The following is a 17,617-nucleotide window of genomic DNA, read 5'->3' on the forward strand; positions in this document are numbered from 1 at the left end:
AGAGGTGCGGTTGCGGGGTGACGCCGTAGCGGCTTCGTGGTCGGACCGGGGTTGGGGGGAACGTGGCGCGGGCGGTGAGGTGGCCTGCCAGGTCCGCCGCGACGCGGATGCCGTGTTCGTCAGGAAAGGAACGGTCGTGCAGGCGGACGGACACTGTCGGGTCGTTGTGGCAGCGGACTATCACGGCGGATGTCGTCGTCCTTCACGTCCTCCGGGGTAGCGGTTCCAGGTGCCACCACCACCAGTAGCGGTGGGTGGTGGTGGAGTGATCAAAACAACGCAAATAGTTGATCTAGGCCCGCACCCGGGTGACTGCTCGTGATGGCGGGGTCGCCGTAGCACCCGCTTGCGTAGCGGGTTGCGGTCGTCGATGAAGAGCCGGTCGAGGGCTGGTGGCTCTCGGCGTGTTGCTGAGATCCGTGGCGCTGGGCTGGTCGCGGGTCGGCGGGGTCATTCCGGGGTTGGGTTCGCTGGTTGTGCTGGCGGGTGTGGGACGAGGTCGGCGATGTGCTGGGCGAGGTATCGGCGCATCGGGTCGGGCATGGGTGTGCCGGTGAGTGTTTCGTGGAGCCAGAGGCCGTTGGCGGCGAGGCGCGCGATCAGCGCGCGGAGCTGGTCGGTGGTCAGGGGTGGGGTGTGTGGTGTGGGTGGTGTCCAGCGGTTCATCACGTCGATGAATGGCGTGCTGGTCGCGGGTTCGGTGGTGGTGTGGAAGATGAGTTCGAGTTCGGCGCGGGTGGCGCTGTGGGCGGTGACGGTGGCATAGGCGGTGAGCCGTTGGGCTGCGCTGATCGTCTCGGCGGGGCCGCCGGCCGCGTTGGTCATCGCGGCTTCCCATTGGGTGGCGAGGCGCTCCTGCACGGCGTGTAGGAGCGCCTCGCGGGTGGAGAAGTGGTAGACGAGTCCTGCTTTGGTGATGCCGGCTTCCTCGGCGACGGTCTCGTACGTGACGGCCGTGACGCCGTCACGTTCGATGACGCGTAGGGCGGCATCGAGGATGAGGATCCGCTTGCTCGGTCGCATGGTCGGCCATTCTGCCGTTAGTGCTCGGCGGGAATGACGCCGGATGCAGTGCCGGGGCCGTGGTGACGCAGGAGTCGTCCGGTGAGTGCCGCGCCGGCGGTGAGGGCGACGGCCACGACAGCGATAGTGATCAGGTAGCCGATGTCGTAGGCGGTGTGCGCGGCGGTGATGACGGCCTGGTCGCCGCCGGCTGCGGCGAGGGCGTCGGGCAGGCTGTCGCCGGCCACGGTGGGCGCGCCGGGCGGGAGGCGGACCACGGTGGTGTAGACGACGGTGACGAGGCTGCCGAGCAACGCGACGGCGGTCAGCGCCCCGAACTCGTAGGAGGTTTCCCCGACGGACGCCGCCATGCCGGCGCGGCGGACGGGGGCGTTGCCGACGATCGCGGTGGAGGCGACGGACATCGTCGCGCCGAGTCCGGCGCCGGTGACGATCATTCCGGTGACCAGGACGGGGAGGCCAGCGTGCAGGCCGAGGGCGACGAGGATGACGCCGGGGACGGCGAGGGTGAGGCCGCCGGTGATCAGTGGCAGCAGCCCGGTGCGGTGCAGGACCGCGCCGCCCAGCAGCGCGGTCGGCAACGCGCCGGCCGCGACCGCCGCGACCAGCAGGCCCGCTTGCAGGGGGGTGAAACCCGCGACGAGCTGGAACCGCTGGGTGGTGACCAGTTGGAGCCCGGTGATGGCGAACAGGGCGAGCGCGGCGGCCAGCACCCCCGAGGTGAAGGCCGGGTTACGGAAGATCGCGAAGTCCAGCAGTGGGTCGGCCAGGCGCCGCTGCCGGCGGACGAAGAGGGTAAGCCCGACGGCCGAGGCGAGCACCGCGATCGTCAGCACGGTCGGCGACGGCGGTTGGTGTGCGAGTTCCTTGATCGCAAACACCGCGCCGACCAGGCCGACCATCACCTGCAACGAGGACACCAGGTCCCATCGCTTGCTCGGGTCCGGGTCGTTGCGCGGCGCGACGAGCAGCGTCGCGGCCATGGCGGCGGCGGCGACCGGAACGTTGACCAGGAACACCGAACCCCACCAGAACGTCTCCAACAGCGCCCCGCCCACGATCGGGCCGAGCGCGGCACCCACCACGGCCAGGGAACCCCACACCGCGATCGCGACGTTGCGTTCCCGCTCCACCTGGAACGTCACCCGGATCAGGGCCAGGGTGGCGGGCATCATCGTCGCCGCGCCCACCGCGAGTAACGCCCGTGCGGCGATCAACACCCCGGTGTTGGGCGCGAACGCCGCCAGCAGGGAGGCGACGGCGAACACGAACAGCCCGACCAGGAACATCCGTCGGTGCCCGACCCGGTCGCCCAGCGTGCCGCTGCCCAGCAGCAGCCCCGCCATCACCACCGGGTAGGCGTTGATGATCCACAAACTTTGCGTGCCGGTGGCCCCGAGACCGGCCGTCAGCGTCGGCAGGGCGGTGTACAGGACAGAATGGTCCAACGTGATCAACAATAGTCCCGCGCTGACCGTGACCAGCAACCCCCACCGCTGCGCCCTCGTCGGCGCCTTCCGGTCCGTTTCCGCAATTTGCATACCGTAACTGTACTCGGCGTATAGATACGGTGCCTGGTTAACCAGGTCACACGTCCCCAGCCCAGGGGCGGTCACACGTCTCCCGGGCAGGGACCCGTACCTGAGCTGCGCGAAGTTCGTCGCGACGACTCGAACACAACCTCGCCGTCGACGCCGCTGGCAGCGAGATGTCGAACGCCACCGCTGCACCGCCGAGCGCATCGAGAGACTCGTGACCGACTTGGGTGAGGAGCTCGACCAGCCGGCCGATCCAAGCGCCATCGAGCTTGATCCTGATGCCTCCACGTGATCACGATCAGGCACGATGGTGGGCATGCCAGCTGTCCGCGTTGATCGTGACAACGCATTTCGCGTCAACACGGTTGGCCTGCAGGCAAACCCGTTTCCGCTGTCGATCAGCGTCACGCCCCACGATGGCGTGCACCGCGTCCAAGCCACCGCCACGCGGGCCTACGACCTGGTTGACGCGCTGACAGCCGACGCCCACCACACGGCCGTGGTCCTCAACGTCGGACAGAACAACTGGTTGAACGACGACGACGCGCCCTGGCCGTTGCTACGGATCGCGGGAGAGCAAAAAGTCGCAGCGGCCTGCCACGACATCCGATGGGCGGCGTCCTCCCGCTTCGAGTCTGATGACATGCTGACCATGCCCTGGCAACAGCTACCCAGATTCCTCAGCGGCTGGAGCCCCTACGAGCTCGAAATCCTTGACGCCCCTGGGCCACTGGACGACATCACGGCCGACGAACTGGCTCTAGCCGTCAACACCTTCGACGGCTCCAGCCTACTGCTGCCTCGCCTGCCCACCTCCGGCTTCTACTACGCGGGCCACGACGACTGCTACCTATACGCCGAGGCCACCGACCCGCAGATGCCCATACGTCTGCTGACGCGCCTGCTTACCCTGTTCGTTGGCTCATCACTGCTCGACGACGACACCGAGGCTCTTACCATTGCCGAGCCCGATCCGGCCCTCGCAACCGCCCTCCTGGAAGCCAACCGCCACTGGATCGGCACCGTCAGATCCACCAAGCCCGACGGCACCGTGGCCATCGGGTTCGCGCCCACCGACACCACGTGGCGCCTCGCCGGCCCCCTCCCGACCCTCGCCACCACCTCGGTGATCTTCGACCTCGCTACCGGCAGCTGGCGCATGTCTCCCGGGAACGACCACTGCCAGGATGCTTGACTTGTCCACATACGTAAGTGTCTTGTATTCGTGTTCTTGGCTCGTCCAGCAATCACGGTGAGTCACGCCGAGCATGGTGCTGGCAGCGAGATCTGCATCCACGATCATCGTCTGATGACGCGAGTTGTTCCGGTGCGGCGGGGCCTGATTCGTCAAACAGCTCCGGGCCTCCGGCTATCCGGTCTTGGAAGCTGACGTGGCTCGGCTCTCGCCGTACCTCCGCAAGCACATCAACGTCCATGGCCACTACTCATTCCAGTTGCCCGAACTCGGCGGCGCCAGGCGTATGCTGCGCGACCCGGACGCGGGCGACGAGGACTGACTGCGTGCTGCATCCGACGATGTCTGATTACGGGGTCGTCGTGTTCGAAGCAGTCAGGTCGAGCCAGTGCGCCCAACGGTCGAGCTGCTGCGGAGAGGTTCAAAGCTCGGTGAGGAACTCCAGCATGTGATCGTGCACTGCGGCTCGCTCGGCTGCGGTAACGGGGCGGTATCCAAGGCTCGCCACGGCAGGAGGGCGGCGGCGCCGAGTTGCAGCGCTGGTTCTGTCCGTGAGTCCGAGAGCCGGTAGTCTGCCCCTCTCGCAACCGCCCGACCGTTCCAGAAGTTCGTCAGCGAGTTCGAGAACCACCTGTCGGGGCAAGCCGGCGGAGCCGGTGCGGCAGCCGATCGCCGGTCGAGGCTACGAGCCCAAGCCACTGCGGTGATCGTCCCAGCCTGCTGACACCCGCGGTTGGTGCAGGTCGGCCTCCGATCCTCCTGCCAGCCGCCTTGAAAACCGTTACGCGGCGGCGCACCCCCCTCACTAAGCTGCGGCGGTGAACGCACCCGTGGAGATTCGTGAGTTGCACGCCGACGACATGCCGGCGGCGTGGGAGCTGGGCCGGCTCGCGTTCGGTCTGTCGTCGCCGACACCGCAGTCCCCGGTCGCCGTGCCGGGCATCACCCGTTACGGCGCCTTCGACCCCAGTGGGCGGCTGGTGGGCAGAGCCACCGATCTGCACCACGAGCAGTGGTGGGCCGGGCGCCCGGTGACCGCGGCGGACATCGCCTCAGTTGCGGTGTTGCCAGAGGCGCGCGGACGCGGCGTGGCGCGGTCGCTGCTCGGCGCCGTGCTGCGGGGGGCCCGGGAACGCGGCGCGGCGATCAGCGCGCTGTTTCCGACCGTGGCGGCACCGTACCGGAGCTGCGGCTGGGAAACCGGTGGCACGCTGCGCACTGTCGACCTGGCCACCATGGCGCTGCCCCGGCACCGGCCGTCACCCCACCTCTCGGTCAGCCCGGGCACCGCCGCGGACCTGCCCGCCGTCGCGGAACTGTACGAGCGGGTGGCCCGGCACCGGTGTGGTCTGCTGACCCGGCGAGGACCACTGTTCGATGACACCGGCGAGATGGCCGCCCTACCGCCCGGCGTGGACGGGCTGACCCTGGTGCACGACGGGGACCAGCTCGTCGGGTACGCGAGCTGGGAGCGCGGCCAGGGGTACGACGCGACAGCCGTGCTGAGCGTGTTCGACCTGTTCGCCGTTACGGCGGAGGCGGCCCGAGAGCTCGTCGGCGTGCTTGCCGGCTGGCAGAGCGTCACGCCGACACTGCGCCTGTGCCTGCTGGGTCACGACGCGGTGCGCGCGCAACTGCCCCTGGAGATCGCCCGTGAGCACCAACAACAGATGTGGATGCACCGGCCGGTCGACGTCGTCCGGGCGGTGCAGAGCCGTGGCTGGCCGCCACATGTACGGGGCCAGGTCGTTTTCGCGCTCGACGACGTCCTGGCACCGTGGAACACCGGTTCCTGGCGCCTGGAGGTCGCCGACGGCTCAGCCAGTTTGCAGCGTACGGACTCTGAACCCACGCTGCGCCTGGCCGTACAGGGCTTCGGGTTGCTCTATCTCGGTGCCACGACAGCGCAGGCCGTCGCGGAGGCCGGCCTGCTGCGCTGCGTCCCGGGGGCAGACCTCGGGGCGCTGGACCTGCTCGGCGCGGGACAGCAGGCGGAACTGCTCGACTATTTCTAGGGCGTCGCAGGTCAGTCCGCGAGGACGACTTCAAGATCCACGCCGGGCATCTCCCGTGCGTCATGCCCGGCCTGCGAAACCTCGCCATCGGCGTCCACCGTCAGAATGGCCACACCAACATCGCCGCCGCCCTACGCCGCACCGCCCGCGACTGCCGCAGACCCCTGGCCGCCCTCGGCCTTACCGGATGAATCCGGACAGACCTCGATCATGCAAGCAACCCTGTTTCCCGACCCCGTCCCTTACGAAGTTGAGGCGGAGCGTTCCCGACCCACGCCCCCCCCTGCGAAACCGCAGGTGAGACACGAGGCAGGGGACCTGCAGCATGCTCTACACGGTGGACCTGCGGAAAGATGCCGGCACGGCCCGCCCGCAACCTGGGGAATCGATAAACCAGCAGGTCAGAGCCCCTTTTCTGCAGGTCTACGTCAGCCCTGACGATCAGGAACAGGCATCAGTCAACGCACCTAGGGGGCGCTACCGGTCATTGCGCCTACCCTGGGTCCCCAGTCTCCACACCGCCAGAGAAGGTGATCTTGTTTTAACGGGACTTCTCCGAGCGTTGGTCCTCAAGGGCCGGGGTGCGGGGCGTACGGCTCGGCGGCCCGCGTAAGAGGTTGATCGACTTCCGTATCGTCGTTCGATATGGAGATTCTCTTCGTGCTGCTCGCCGCGGCCGTCCTCACCTTCTGGTTCCTCGGGCATCGGCGTACGCCGGCGGGCCGGCGCGGCTCGTCGGCGTACGTGTCGTCGGCACCCGGCGCCACGGCAGACGGCGGTGGTGGTGGTGGTGCCTCCTGCGACAGCGATTCGAGTGGGGGCGGATGGTTCTCCGGCGGGGACAGCGGTGGAGCTTCCTCCGGCGGAGACAGCGGCAGCAGTTGCTGACGGCGGACGGTATGGCGCAGCCATCGTCGGCAACGGGCCAGACCAAACGGTTCAGAGGTCCCGGTATCGCTGGCGACGACCTGCCGGCCACCGACACCCGGCCCGCCAAGGGCCGGGCCACGCGCCGCCACGGCGCGTGAACCCGCACAATGTGCGGCGTGCGGTCGGCCCAGTCGTAGCTTTCAGCCCGGAACCAACAGCTCAACGCTCTTCAGATTTCAGGCATCTTCCCTCAGGGGCTTTCAATCTCCTGCGATGTAATGCACCGACTTGATGTCTACCGCCTGTCCGATATGGTGTCCGCAGTGCACGGCATCGTCACCGACCACACCAACGTCGGTGACGATCTGGCCATCGTCGCCACCGCCAGCGCGAGCGCCGCCAGCGAAGTCGACTGGCTGACCCGGGTGGCTCGGGCGTACAAGGATTCGCCGATCCTCTCCGCCGCCAGGCTCCAGTCATCGGTCAGGGAGTTGGCATGACGTCACGACCGACGGCTGTCTTCGACCAGTGCCTGCTTCGTGACCCGCACTCGCGGTACAACGCGCTGCGGGACCAGGCTCCGGTGCATCACGTCCTCACGCCAGACGGAGCCCCCGCGTGGCTCGTCACCCGATACAACGACGTGCGAGCGGCATTCACCGACCCACGCCTGTCGGTCGACAAACGCTTCAGCGGTACCGACGGCGAGCACGGTTCGTCGCTGCCCCCCGAGCTGGACGCGCATCTCCTCAACCGCGACCCGCCCGACCACACTCGACTTCGACGTCTGGCAGCTGCCGCCTGCACGCCTCGCCGCGTCGCCGACCTGCACCCCGCTGTGGAGAGAATCGTCAGCACGCTGCTGGACGGTCTCGCCGGCCACGACCGGGCGGAGCTGATCGGCTCCCTCGCGTCACCATTGCCCCTGCAGGTCATGCATGAACTCCTTGGCTTGCCCACCCAGGCCAACATCGACTTTCGGACGTGGACGAACACGCTGCTGTCCGCCGACGCCAATCAACCCGCCCAGTCACGAGCCGCCATGGCCAACATGCGGCGTTTCCTGATCGAGCAGTTGGCGCACAAGAGAGCGCAGCCCGGCGACGACCTGCTGACCGGTCTCCTGGCCGCCCGTGAGGACGACGACCGGCTCACCGACGATGAGCTGGTCGCCATGGTCTTCCTGCTGATGTTCGCGGGCTACGACAACACCGCCGCGCTCATCGGCACCGTAACCCACGCGCTGCTCACCAACGCAGAGTTACACGAGGCGGTGCGCGGCGGGTCGCTCGCCCTCGACGAACTCATCGACGAGGTCCTGCGGTGGAATCCCGCCTTTCCGCTGGCCGTACGACGGTTCGCCCGGGAGCCCATAACCATCGCTGGTCAGACGATCCCCGCCGGTGATCGCATCTGGCTGTGTCTGGCTAGCGCGAATCGCGACCCCGCGCAGTTCACGCAGCCCGACGAACTCGGCATCATAGGCCTCCGCCGCTCGCACCTGTCATTCGGGCACGGCATCCACTACTGCCTGGGCGCGCCACTCGCCCGCCTCCAGACGACCATAGCTGTCACCAGCCTGCTCAACCGCTTCCCTGAGATGCGGCTGGCGGTGCCCGCCCACGATATACGGTGGCGGGAGTCGTTCCGACTACGCGGACTGATCGCCTTGCCGGTCTACCTGTAGGCCTAGTCGTAGCTTCCAGCCCGAAAACCAACGGCAACGCTGGTCAGGTTACTACGGCTAGGCTCATCACTGCTCGATGACGACACCGAGGCTCTTACCATTGCCGAGCCCGATCCGGCCCTCGCAACCGCCCTCCTGGAAGCCAACCGCCACTGGATCGGCACCGTCAGATCCACCAAGCCCGACGGCACCGTGGCCATCGGGTTCGCGCCCACCGACACCACGTGGCGCCTCGCCGACCCCCTCCCGACCCTCGCCACCACCTCGGTGATCTTCGACCTCGCTACCGGCAGCTGGCGCATGTCTCCCGGGAACGACCACTGCCAGGATGCTTGACTTGTCCACATAACGTCCGTGGTCGGGTTCGCGTTCACCGAGCTGCTGAACTTCCGTCTGCTGCCCCGGCTGAAGAACATCGGCAGCATCCGCGTGTACCGGCCCGACGGCACCCCGCCCGGCTGGCCCGCGCTCGGCGGCTCGCTGACGACCCGGGCCATCAAGTGGGACCTGATCGCCCAGCAGTACGGCCAGATGGTCAAGTACGCCACCGCCCTGCGCCTGGGGACGGCGGAGGCCGAGCAGGTGCTGCGGCGCTTCACCCGCGGCGGACCGCCGCATCCCACCTACGCCGCGCTCGAAGAACTGGTCCGCGCGGTCCGTACGGTCGTCGCCTGCGACGACCTGGCCAGCCCCGGGCCTGCGCTGGGAGATCCACGGCGGCCTCCAGGTCGTGGAGAACTGCAACAGCGCCAACACGGTCCTGCACTACGGCAAGGACGGCGCCCTGACCGGCTCGGACAAGGAGCACGCCGAGACCTCGATGCGCGCCCTGCACCTGCTCCAGAGCAGTCTCGTGCACGTCAACACCCTGCTGCTTCAGCAGGTGCTCGCCGAGCCGGCCTGGGCGAAGAATCTGAGCGAGGAGGACCGGCGCGGGCTGACCGCGCTGTTCTGGTCGAACGTCAACCCGTACGGGCACCTTCCGCCTGGACCTGGACAAGCGGCTCGACCGCTGCCGTGCCCCGTCCCCGCACCCCGGCGGACATCGCCGACCGATCGAGTACGGGGACACGATGAGGGCTTCGCTGATCTCACCGGCCCCCGGATGAACGGGGCCGTGTGGCCGGACGCTCGACCCGGCGGCCGCCGGGTCGAGGTGCTGTCCTGGCCGGATGGCGGCCGGTGCGGTTAGGCGTCGCTGGTGTCGGTCGGTGTCGCCTCGCCGAGCATGGCGAGGGTCAGCACGTTGCCGGAGATGCCCCAGCCGCCGTCGGCGACCTCTTCGACCAGCACCATGGTGTTGTTGCGGGCGCGCTCGCCGTAGATCTCGACGTACAGCTCCGTGGTGCGGGTGACGATCTCCTCCTTCTGCTTCGGGGTGAGGGTCTTCTCGGGGACCTTGAAGTTCGCGAAAGGCATGGCTGGTTGTTCCTTCTCACAGTGGGGCGTTACCGGGAGCTGCCTGCGGTGAGCAGGCTGTCCAGTCCGAGGCGGCGGAAGAAGTCGGCGCGGACGCGGTCGGCGACCGCGGAGACGACTTCGCTGCCGTCTCGGCTGGGGTCTATGTGGGTGCGCAGCGGCCGAGTGCCATGTGCCATCGCGACCAGGTGCACAACGGCTTCAGCGACGTCGGTCACATCGGCGTCCGAAGGGATGAGCGCGGCCAGGCGCTTGCCCAGATCGCCCATCAGGGGGCGGTGACGCTGGTCGTAGATTTCCGCACGGTCGGCGTCGGCGGGGGCGCCGGCGTTGGTTAAGTGGCTGGTGCCGGTGGTGAAGGCACCGGGCACCACGATCGCGGTATCGATGCCGAACGGAAGCACCTCGGCGGCATAGCTGACTGCCAGGGCGTCCATCGCGGCCTTGGCGGCGAAATACGGGGCCAGGAACGGGGGCAGCCGCCACGGGTGCTGGAGCTGCCGATCCATACCAGCAGCCCCGAGCCCTGCTCACGCAACTTCGGCAGGGCGGCGCGGTTGACGCGCTGCGTGCCCAGGACGTTCACGTCGTACAACTCTGCGAGTTGCTCAGCGGTGAACGCCTCGGCGGCGCCCAGGACCATGTGCCCGGCGTTGTGCACGACCACATCCAGCCGGCCGCGCTCGGCGAGGATCCGGTCGACGGCGGCGTCGGCGGAGTCCTCAGACGTGACGTTCAGCTCGACAGCCTGTACGTCGACCTGGTGGTCGGTGCCGTAGCGCGCCAGGTCGGCCACCGCGGTCGCGTTACGGGTCGCCATCTGGCGGATGCCCGCGTACACGGTGTGCCCGGCGAGGGCCAGCGCACGCACGGACAGCGCCCCAATGCCGCTGGAGGCCCCGGTGACCAGGATGGCCTTTCCGGTGCCGTCGTTCCTCATGACAGGGCCTTTCGTTGATCGATGGGGTGGCTGCTGCGGGCGGTTCAGATGATTCCGCCGTTGGCGCGGACGACCTGTCCGTTGATCCAGTGGCCGGCCGGGGAGGCCAGGAACGCGACGACCTCGGCAATGTCGGACGGGGTACCGAGGCGCTCCAGCGGGGGCTGGGCGGCCAGACGGGCGATGGTCTCCTCGTCCTTTCCGTCCAGGAACAGGTCGGTGGCCGTGGGGCCGGGCGCGACGGCGTTGGCGGTGACGTGCCGGCCCCGCAGCTCCCGGGCCAGGATCAGCGTCAGCGCCTCGACCGCGCCCTTGCTGGCGGAGTACGCGCCGTAGTTCGGGAAGGCCAGCCCCACCACGGACGTGGAGAACGTCACGATCGCCCCGCCGGGACGCACCCGACGGGCGGCCTGCTGGACGACGACGAACGTGCCGCGGATGTTGGTGCGGTGCAGGTCGTCCAGGACGGCCAGGTCCAGCTCGGCGATCGGCGCCATGTGTGCCCGCCCGGCTGCGTGCACGACGACGTCGACACCGCCGAACTCTGCCTCGGCCGCGTCGAACAGAGCCGCGACGGCGTGTTCGTCGGCGACGTCGGCGCGTACCGCTATCGCCCGGACGCTGCCGTTGGCGGCGGCCTCCTTGACGGCGGCTTCGGCTTCGTCCTGGTTGCCGGCATAGCCGACCACGACGGCGTACCCGTCGGCGGCCAGCCGGCCGGCGGTCTGGCGGCCGATGCCGCGCGAGCCGCCGGTGACGATCGCGACACGGGGTGAGGCGGAGGGCTGGGCCGGGGCAGCGAGCCCGTTCAGGGAAGTAGGGATAGGCACTACTGACTCTCCTGTGGTGGATGCGTGTCGGGTCGCGGTCTCGCCGTCGCCCTGCGGTGTCCTCCACAATCGGCCGGTCCCCCACCCCTAGCCAGGGCTGCGTCTACCCAGGGGATGCCACCCCCTGGCTACGGCTCGGCGCGCGAGCGACCATGAAGGGGTGAACCTTCCAGAACTCGGCGCCTTCCTCAGGACACGCCGCGACCGTGTCCGACCCGCCGAGGTCGGTCTCCCCCAAGGCCCGCGCCGGCGCGTCCCCGGGCTGCGCCGCGAGGAAGTCGCCCAGCTGGCAGGGCTGTCAGCCGACTACTACACCGAGCTGGAGCGCGGCAGCGCACAGAACGGCGTGCAGCCCTCGGCCCAGACCCTGGCCGCCCTCGCCCGAGCCCTGCGCCTGAACGGCGACGAGCGCGACCACCTGTTTCATCTGGCCGAGCGGCCGGTCCCGCCGTCGGCACACGGACCGTCGGCACACGTGCAGCCCGCGCTTCTCGGACTCCTGGACCGGCTGTCCAACACCCCCGCGCGCGTCATCACCGACCTGCACGAAACCCTGGTGGAAAACGACCTGGCCCGAAACCTGCTCGGCACGTCCCCGGCGCACCACGGCCCGGCGGCGAGCTTCGTGTACCGCTGGTTCACCGACCCTCATGCGCGCGAGAGGTACCCGGTCGAGGATCACCCACACCACTCCCGGGTGTTCGTGGCCGACCTTCAGGCAGCGGCCGCGCGGCGGGGCCGGGACGCGGAGGTCACGAAGGTGGTCGCCGTGCTACGCCACCGTAGCCAGGAGTTCGCAGCTCTCTGGGACACCCACGACGTCGCGGTGCGCCGCATGGACCACAAGAAGATCGTCCACCCCACGCTCGGCATCATCGAACTCGACTGTTACAACCTGCTCAGCGAGGACGGACGCCAACGCCTGCTGTGGTTCACCGCGCCGCCCGGAAGCCGGGGAGCCGAGCAGCTGAAACTGCTGTCCGTCATAGGAACCCAGGACCTGAGCGTCACCGACGGCACGGCACCGGAGGGCTTGTCCGCGGCCGAATCCGGATCGCAGCGCTGACCCGCGCCCGCCCGATGTCCACCTGCGCCGCCCCGGCCGGCTCGCCGTGCCGCACCGGCAAGGGCAAGGTGGCCATCCAGTACCACTTCGGGTACGCCCGCGCCTCGACCGCCCGGCAGTCCCTCGACGCGCAGCTCGACTCCCTGACCGAGGCCCAGGTGACCCGCACCTTCTCGGAGAAGATCTCCACCCGCACCACCAGACGCCCCCACTGGAGGCCGCCGTCAAACTCGCCGGGGAGATCCGCTCTTCACCGGGGGAACGGAAGGGCTCCCACGATCCCTCGGGCAGCATGTTCACCGTGCTGGCCGCCATATCCGGCATGGAACGCGAGTACATCCGCCGCGGTGACTGGGGAGTGGGCCGCCGGTGTGCCCCTGGGACAAATCTGGGAGTCCGGGGCCGGATCGCCCCCCTGCCGACCGCCCCTGACGCATCGACAGGTCGCCCGCTCGGGCGTAGCGGCCGGTAGCTGTCAGTGTCGAGCTGGGCGAGTTCGCCGTCAGGGCCGGGCGGCCAACGCGGCGCGGACCGGGGCGGACTTCGCCGCCGCCTCCGCGACCTCGGCCTCCGGATCACTGCCCCAGGTAATCCCCCCACCGGCCCACACGTGGAGCTGATCGGCGTCGGCGGCGGCGGTGCGAATAGTCAAACCAAGGTCGACCCGACCGGGGGTGACCCAACCCAGCGCGCCCATGCTGGCCCCGCGCCCGACCGGCTCCAGAGCGGCGATGTGATCCAGGGCGGCCAGCTTCGGGGCTCCGGTGACCGAACCGCCAGGGCAGACGGCACGTAGTAGATCTGCCAGGCCGAGCCCCTCGGCGACCGCCGCGGAGACGGTCGACTCCGCCTGCCACAGATCACACCACCGGCGTACGGCGAACAGCTCGTCAACCGTGACGGTGCCGGTACGGGCGAGGCGAGCCAGATCATTACGCTGTAGATCGACGATCATGACATGTTCCGCGCGTTCCTTCGCGCTGGACAGCAGCGCGGTCCGACCGGCGGCGGTGGCTGGACGGGTGCCCTTGATCGGCCGGGTGATCATCCGCCCATCCGTGACCTCGACGAGGGTCTCCGGGGAGGCGCAGCCAATCGCCCATCCGGCACCGGTGAGGACACCCGCATACCGGGCGCCCGGCAACGCACCGAGACGGGCCAGGGCGGGCAGCGGATCACCGGCGTAGCGGGCGGCGGCGTGTCCCACGAGGTTGACCTGGTAGACATCCCCACGGCCGATTGCCGCACGGACGGCACGCACCGCGTCCGCGTGCTGCCAGGGGGCCCAACTCTCCGCCCAGGCGCCGAGCCACCAGCCCGACGATCGGCGGCGGGCTGGACGGCCGCGGGACGCGGGAGCGTGGCCGTATACGACGACAGCCACCTCGGGCAGTGCGGGGGCAGGCGTGGCCGGACCAGGACCGCGGCCGACCCCCAGCGCACCGGCCGCGGCCGAGACGTAGAGGGCAGCCCCGCACACCCGTTGCCCGATTCGCCCCGCCGGCCGAGCGAGGTCATCCAGGGCGAGACCGTGGGCGGCGAGGAACTCCTGGACGAGCGCCGCCGGGTCACCGCCGTCGCCGACGCGCCACTCCCAGCGGGCGCGTTCGACGTGGGTATGCCCGCAGTCCGGCGCCGCCGGCGGAGCAACCGTCACCTCTGCTGGAAGCGTTTCCACGCTATCCGGTCCATTCCGCCTCAACCGTTCAGTGGATTTTCCATGCGGCACGCGCACACCCGCTCGATGCCGGTCGCGTGAACTTGGTACTGTGCGTCACTGGCCGTGTGAAACATGACACAGTTCCCCCACCCTCCGGAGAACCCCGATGTGCCAGCACCAACCCACCTGCCCCTCTGCCGACGCCACCGACCGGGACGCCGCCAAAGTCATCGCCTGCTTCCCTGAACAGGGCTGGAGTCTGCTCTGCAACGGGGTTATCAGTTTCGAGGACACCGGCGAGATACTCCCCGACGGGCGCAGCATCGCCCCGCACCGCGGCCCAGCCCGCCATGCCCTCGTCGCCTAACAATGACTCACAGTAATCATCTGGTTCCGTCGACCCCAGGCTAGCCGCCCGCACCAGGTCACCGGCCCGGGAGTCGACACCAGCCAGCCGGGCGGACAACCCCGCCCGGCCCCGTCGACCCCTCACTCCTCAAACGCCTGCGGCGCCGGACAGGAACACACCAGGTTCCGGTCGCCGTACGCGCCGTCGATCCGCCGCACCGGCGGCCAGTACTTCCCCAGCCGACTCCCCGCCGGATAGGCCCCGACCGACCGCGGATACGGATGCGACCACTGGTCAGCCGAGACCATCGCCGCGGTGTGCGGGGCGTTCACCAGCGGGTTGTCCTCCGCCGGCCACTCCCCCGACCCCACCTTGTCGATCTCGGCCCGGATCGCGATCAACGCGTCGCAGAACCGATCCAACTCGGTGAGATCCTCACTCTCCGTCGGCTCCACCATCAACGTCCCCGCGACCGGGAACGACATCGTCGGCGCGTGGAAACCGTAGTCGATCAGACGCTTGGCCACATCATCAACGCTGACGCCCGTCGCCTTCGTCAACGGCCGCAGGTCCAGAATGCACTCGTGCGCCACCAGGCCCTTGTTACCCGCGTACAACACCGGGAACGCGCCGCGCAGCCGCGCCGCCACATAGTTGGCCGCCAACACCGCCACCCCCGTGGCCCGGGTCAGCCCAGCCGCACCCATCATCCGCAGATACATCCACGGAATCGGCAGAATCCCCGCCGACCCGTACCGGGCCGCCGACACCGCCGGCCGGCCCGAATCCCCCGCGAGCGGGTCACCCGGCAAGAACGGCGCCAGATGCGAGCGCACCGCCACCGGCCCCACGCCCGGCCCACCACCACCATGCGGGATGCAGAACGTCTTGTGCAGATTCAGATGCGACACGTCCGCACCGAACCGTCCCGGCTTGACGAAACCCACCAGGGCATTGAGGTTCGCCCCGTCGACATACACCTGCCCGCCCGCGTCGTGCACCTTCGCGCACACCTGAGCGATACCCGTCTCATACACGCCGTGCGTCGACGGATACGTCACCATGATCGCGGCGAGCGTCTCCCGATGCGCATCGATCTTGCTGTCGAGGTCAATCAGGTCGATGTTGCCGTCGGCGTCACAGCCGACCACCACCACCCGCATCCCCGCCATCACCGCCGACGCGGCGTTCGTACCATGCGCCGACGACGGAATCAGGCACACATTCCGGTGCCCCGCATCCCGCGACTGGTGGAACGCGCGGATCGCCAACAACCCCGCCAACTCCCCCTGCGAGCCGGCGTTGGGCTGCACACTGACCGCGTCGTACCCGGTCACCTCCGCCAGCCAACCCTCCAACTGGACAATCAGCTCCCGGTAACCGGCGGTCTGCGACTCGGGCGCCAACGGATGCACCTGCGCGAACTGCGCCCAGCTCACCGGCTCCATCTCGGTGGTCGCGTTCAGCTTCATCGTGCACGACCCCAACGGGATCATGCCCCGATCCAAGGCATAGTCGAGGTCCGCCAGCCCGCGCAGGTACCGCAGCATCGCCGTCTCCGACCGATGGGCGGTAAACACCGGGTGGGTCAGGAAATCCGACGTGCGGGCCAACGCCGCCGGCAACGCCGGATCCACCTCACCACCGAAGACCGGCACCCCGAACGCCGCCCACACCGCCGCGAGATGCTCCTCCGTCGTGGTCTCGTCGCAGGCAACACCCACCCGGTCGGTATCCACCAGCCGCAGACTCACCCCCCGCCGCTCGGCAGCGGCCACCACCTCGGCCGCCCGACCCGGCACGACCGCCGAGACAGTGTCGAAGAACGGAACATCCGCGACATCCACCCCACCCGCGTGCAACCCAGCCGCCAGCCGCGCCGCCATCGCATGGGTCCGCGCCCCAATCGCCCGCAACCCGTCCGGGCCGTGGTAGACCGCGTACATCCCGGCCATCACCGCGAGAAGCACCTGCGCGGTGCAGATGTTGCTCGTCGCCTTCTCCCGGCGGATGTGCTGCTCCCGAGTCTGCAACGCCAACCGGTAGGCCGACTCCCCGTCCGCGTCCCGCGACACACCGACCAGCCGGCCCGGCAGCATCCGCTGCAAGCCCGCGCGGACGGCCAGATAACCGGCGTGCGGGCCGCCGAAGCCCATCGGCACCCCGAACCGCTGGGTGGTGCCCACCGCGATATCCACACCGATCTCTCCCGGCGGGCGCAGCAGAGTCAACGCCAACAGGTCGGCGGCCACGGTCACCAACGCGCCGGCGGCATGCGCGGCGCTGACCACACCCGTATGGTCCCGCACCGCCCCGGACGCCCCCGGATACTGCACATGCAGGCCGAAGAACTCCTCCGGCAGGTCGCCGCCATCAACATCAACCACCTGCACGTCGATACCGAGCGGCTCGGCCCGACCCACAATCACCGCCACCGTCTGCGGCAGCGTGTCCGCATCCACCACATACACCTGACTCCGGCTGCGACTCGCCCGTCGGGCCAGCGTCATCGCCTCGGCCGCCGCGGTGCCCTCATCGAGCATCGAAGCGTTCGCGGTCGCCAGCCCGGTCAGATCGGTGACCATGGTCTGGAAGTTCAGCAACGCCTCCAGCCGGCCCTGGCTGATCTCCGGCTGGTACGGCGTGTACGCGGTGTACCAGCCCGGGTTCTCCAACACATTGCGCCGGATCACCGCCGGAGTATGCGTGCCGTAGTAGCCAAGACCAATCATCGACACCGCAGCAGTGTTGCGCTCAGCCAACGCCCGCAGCTGCGCCAACGCCTCCGACTCACTGGCCGGCGCCGGCAGGTCCAGCGTGCCCGACCACCGGATCGCCTCCGGGATCGCCGCATCCATCAGCTCGTCAACAGAGCCGTAACCGACGACCTCCAACATCCGGCGTTCGTCCTGCGGATCCGGACCGATATGACGGGCGGCAAACTGCTCTAGGGACATGGACGGCGCTCCCCGGGGACGAGGTCGACAGGTCGGCCTCCCCCTCTGTCGCGCCCACAGACGCTCCA

15 protein-coding genes and 3 pseudogenes are annotated in these 17,617 nt (G+C 69.1%); 11 read left to right on the forward strand and 7 right to left on the reverse strand.

Annotated features, from left to right (window positions below):
- Positions 1–450: 450 nt before the first annotated feature.
- On the reverse strand, positions 451–1,023 hold the full coding sequence (locus tag STROP_RS11870) for a TetR/AcrR family transcriptional regulator (protein WP_012013589.1): 573 nt from the start codon (positions 1,021–1,023) through the stop codon (positions 451–453).
- A 17-nt stretch (positions 1,024–1,040) separates the two neighbouring features.
- Positions 1,041–2,564 (reverse strand): MFS transporter, encoded by a 1,524-nt coding sequence (locus STROP_RS11875; RefSeq protein WP_187151546.1) that lies wholly within the window; start codon positions 2,562–2,564, stop codon positions 1,041–1,043.
- A 313-nt stretch (positions 2,565–2,877) separates the two neighbouring features.
- Here STROP_RS11875 and STROP_RS11880 point away from each other — a divergent pair, with 313 nt between their 5' ends.
- From STROP_RS11880 to STROP_RS26030, 9 genes and pseudogenes are all read left to right on the forward strand, one after another.
- Positions 2,878–3,756, forward strand: a complete 879-nt coding sequence (locus tag STROP_RS11880; RefSeq protein WP_238380224.1) for a hypothetical protein — start codon at positions 2,878–2,880, stop codon at positions 3,754–3,756.
- Between the two features lie 163 nt (positions 3,757–3,919).
- Positions 3,920–4,078 (forward strand): annotated as a pseudogene (locus tag STROP_RS11885) (hypothetical protein); the annotation flags it as partial.
- Positions 4,079–4,586: 508 nt separating this feature from the next.
- Positions 4,587–5,771 (forward strand): GNAT family N-acetyltransferase, encoded by a 1,185-nt coding sequence (locus STROP_RS11890; RefSeq protein WP_012013593.1) that lies wholly within the window; start codon positions 4,587–4,589, stop codon positions 5,769–5,771.
- A 62-nt stretch (positions 5,772–5,833) separates the two neighbouring features.
- A complete protein-coding gene (locus STROP_RS26020; protein ID WP_028568818.1) occupies positions 5,834–5,962 on the forward strand; it encodes a hypothetical protein in 129 nt (42 codons plus the stop codon).
- 454 nt (positions 5,963–6,416) lie between these two features.
- On the forward strand, positions 6,417–6,659 hold the full coding sequence (locus STROP_RS11895) for a hypothetical protein (protein ID WP_012013594.1): 243 nt from the start codon (positions 6,417–6,419) through the stop codon (positions 6,657–6,659).
- Positions 6,660–6,964: 305 nt separating this feature from the next.
- Positions 6,965–7,141 (forward strand): hypothetical protein, encoded by a 177-nt coding sequence (locus tag STROP_RS11900; protein WP_230582375.1) that lies wholly within the window; start codon positions 6,965–6,967, stop codon positions 7,139–7,141.
- A complete protein-coding gene (locus STROP_RS11905) occupies positions 7,138–8,328 on the forward strand; it encodes a cytochrome P450 family protein (protein WP_012013596.1) in 1,191 nt (396 codons plus the stop codon). Before STROP_RS11900 ends, STROP_RS11905 begins: the two co-directional genes overlap by 4 nt.
- Before the next feature lie 354 nt (positions 8,329–8,682).
- Positions 8,683–8,946 (forward strand): annotated as a pseudogene (locus STROP_RS26375) (Tn3 family transposase); the annotation flags it as partial.
- A 79-nt stretch (positions 8,947–9,025) separates the two neighbouring features.
- Complete coding sequence (locus tag STROP_RS26030; RefSeq protein WP_268987610.1) at positions 9,026–9,520, forward strand: Tn3 family transposase; 495 nt, start codon at positions 9,026–9,028, stop codon at positions 9,518–9,520.
- Here STROP_RS26030 and STROP_RS11920 read toward each other — a convergent pair.
- From STROP_RS11920 to STROP_RS11930, 3 genes and pseudogenes are all read right to left on the reverse strand, one after another.
- Positions 9,517–9,747: a tautomerase family protein gene (locus STROP_RS11920; RefSeq protein WP_012013599.1), complete on the reverse strand. Its 231-nt coding sequence runs from the start codon at positions 9,745–9,747 to the stop codon at positions 9,517–9,519. The genes STROP_RS26030 and STROP_RS11920 overlap by 4 nt on opposite strands.
- 29 nt (positions 9,748–9,776) lie before the next feature.
- Positions 9,777–10,687, reverse strand: a pseudogene (locus STROP_RS11925) (SDR family NAD(P)-dependent oxidoreductase).
- 44 nt (positions 10,688–10,731) lie between these two features.
- Complete coding sequence (locus tag STROP_RS11930) at positions 10,732–11,517, reverse strand: SDR family oxidoreductase (protein ID WP_012013601.1); 786 nt, start codon at positions 11,515–11,517, stop codon at positions 10,732–10,734.
- Between the two features lie 160 nt (positions 11,518–11,677).
- Here STROP_RS11930 and STROP_RS11935 point away from each other — a divergent pair, with 160 nt between their 5' ends.
- Positions 11,678–12,583: a helix-turn-helix transcriptional regulator gene (locus STROP_RS11935; RefSeq protein ID WP_012013602.1), complete on the forward strand. Its 906-nt coding sequence runs from the start codon at positions 11,678–11,680 to the stop codon at positions 12,581–12,583.
- Between the two features lie 502 nt (positions 12,584–13,085).
- On the opposite strand, the gene STROP_RS11940 is transcribed toward STROP_RS11935, so the two are convergent.
- Positions 13,086–14,312 (reverse strand): chorismate-binding protein, encoded by a 1,227-nt coding sequence (locus STROP_RS11940; protein ID WP_012013603.1) that lies wholly within the window; start codon positions 14,310–14,312, stop codon positions 13,086–13,088.
- Positions 14,313–14,409: 97 nt separating this feature from the next.
- Between STROP_RS11940 and STROP_RS11945 the strand changes: the two genes are divergently transcribed.
- On the forward strand, positions 14,410–14,610 hold the full coding sequence (locus tag STROP_RS11945; RefSeq protein ID WP_012013604.1) for a DUF5999 family protein: 201 nt from the start codon (positions 14,410–14,412) through the stop codon (positions 14,608–14,610).
- A gap of 122 nt (positions 14,611–14,732) precedes the next feature.
- On the opposite strand, the gene gcvP is transcribed toward STROP_RS11945, so the two are convergent.
- Positions 14,733–17,549, reverse strand: a complete 2,817-nt coding sequence (gcvP, locus tag STROP_RS11950; protein ID WP_012013605.1) for an aminomethyl-transferring glycine dehydrogenase — start codon at positions 17,547–17,549, stop codon at positions 14,733–14,735.
- Between the last annotated feature and the right edge of the window lie 68 nt (positions 17,550–17,617).

It is taken from the genome of Salinispora tropica CNB-440, assembly GCF_000016425.1.
GTDB lineage: Bacteria > Actinomycetota > Actinomycetes > Mycobacteriales > Micromonosporaceae > Micromonospora > Micromonospora tropica.

Coding starts and splice junctions, on each gene's coding strand:
- STROP_RS11870 (WP_012013589.1), bottom strand. CDS start 1,023: ATGCGACCGAGCAAGCGGATCCTCATCCTCGATGCCGCCCTACGCGTC.
- STROP_RS11875 (WP_187151546.1), bottom strand. CDS start 2,564: ATGCAAATTGCGGAAACGGACCGGAAGGCGCCGACGAGGGCGCAGCGG.
- STROP_RS11880 (WP_238380224.1), top strand. CDS start 2,878: ATGCCAGCTGTCCGCGTTGATCGTGACAACGCATTTCGCGTCAACACG.
- STROP_RS26020 (WP_028568818.1), top strand. CDS start 5,834: ATGCCCGGCCTGCGAAACCTCGCCATCGGCGTCCACCGTCAGAATGGC.
- STROP_RS11895 (WP_012013594.1), top strand. CDS start 6,417: ATGGAGATTCTCTTCGTGCTGCTCGCCGCGGCCGTCCTCACCTTCTGG.
- STROP_RS11905 (WP_012013596.1), top strand. CDS start 7,138: ATGACGTCACGACCGACGGCTGTCTTCGACCAGTGCCTGCTTCGTGAC.
- STROP_RS11920 (WP_012013599.1), bottom strand. CDS start 9,747: ATGCCTTTCGCGAACTTCAAGGTCCCCGAGAAGACCCTCACCCCGAAG.
- STROP_RS11945 (WP_012013604.1), top strand. CDS start 14,410: ATGTGCCAGCACCAACCCACCTGCCCCTCTGCCGACGCCACCGACCGG.
- gcvP (WP_012013605.1), bottom strand. CDS start 17,549: ATGTCCCTAGAGCAGTTTGCCGCCCGTCATATCGGTCCGGATCCGCAG.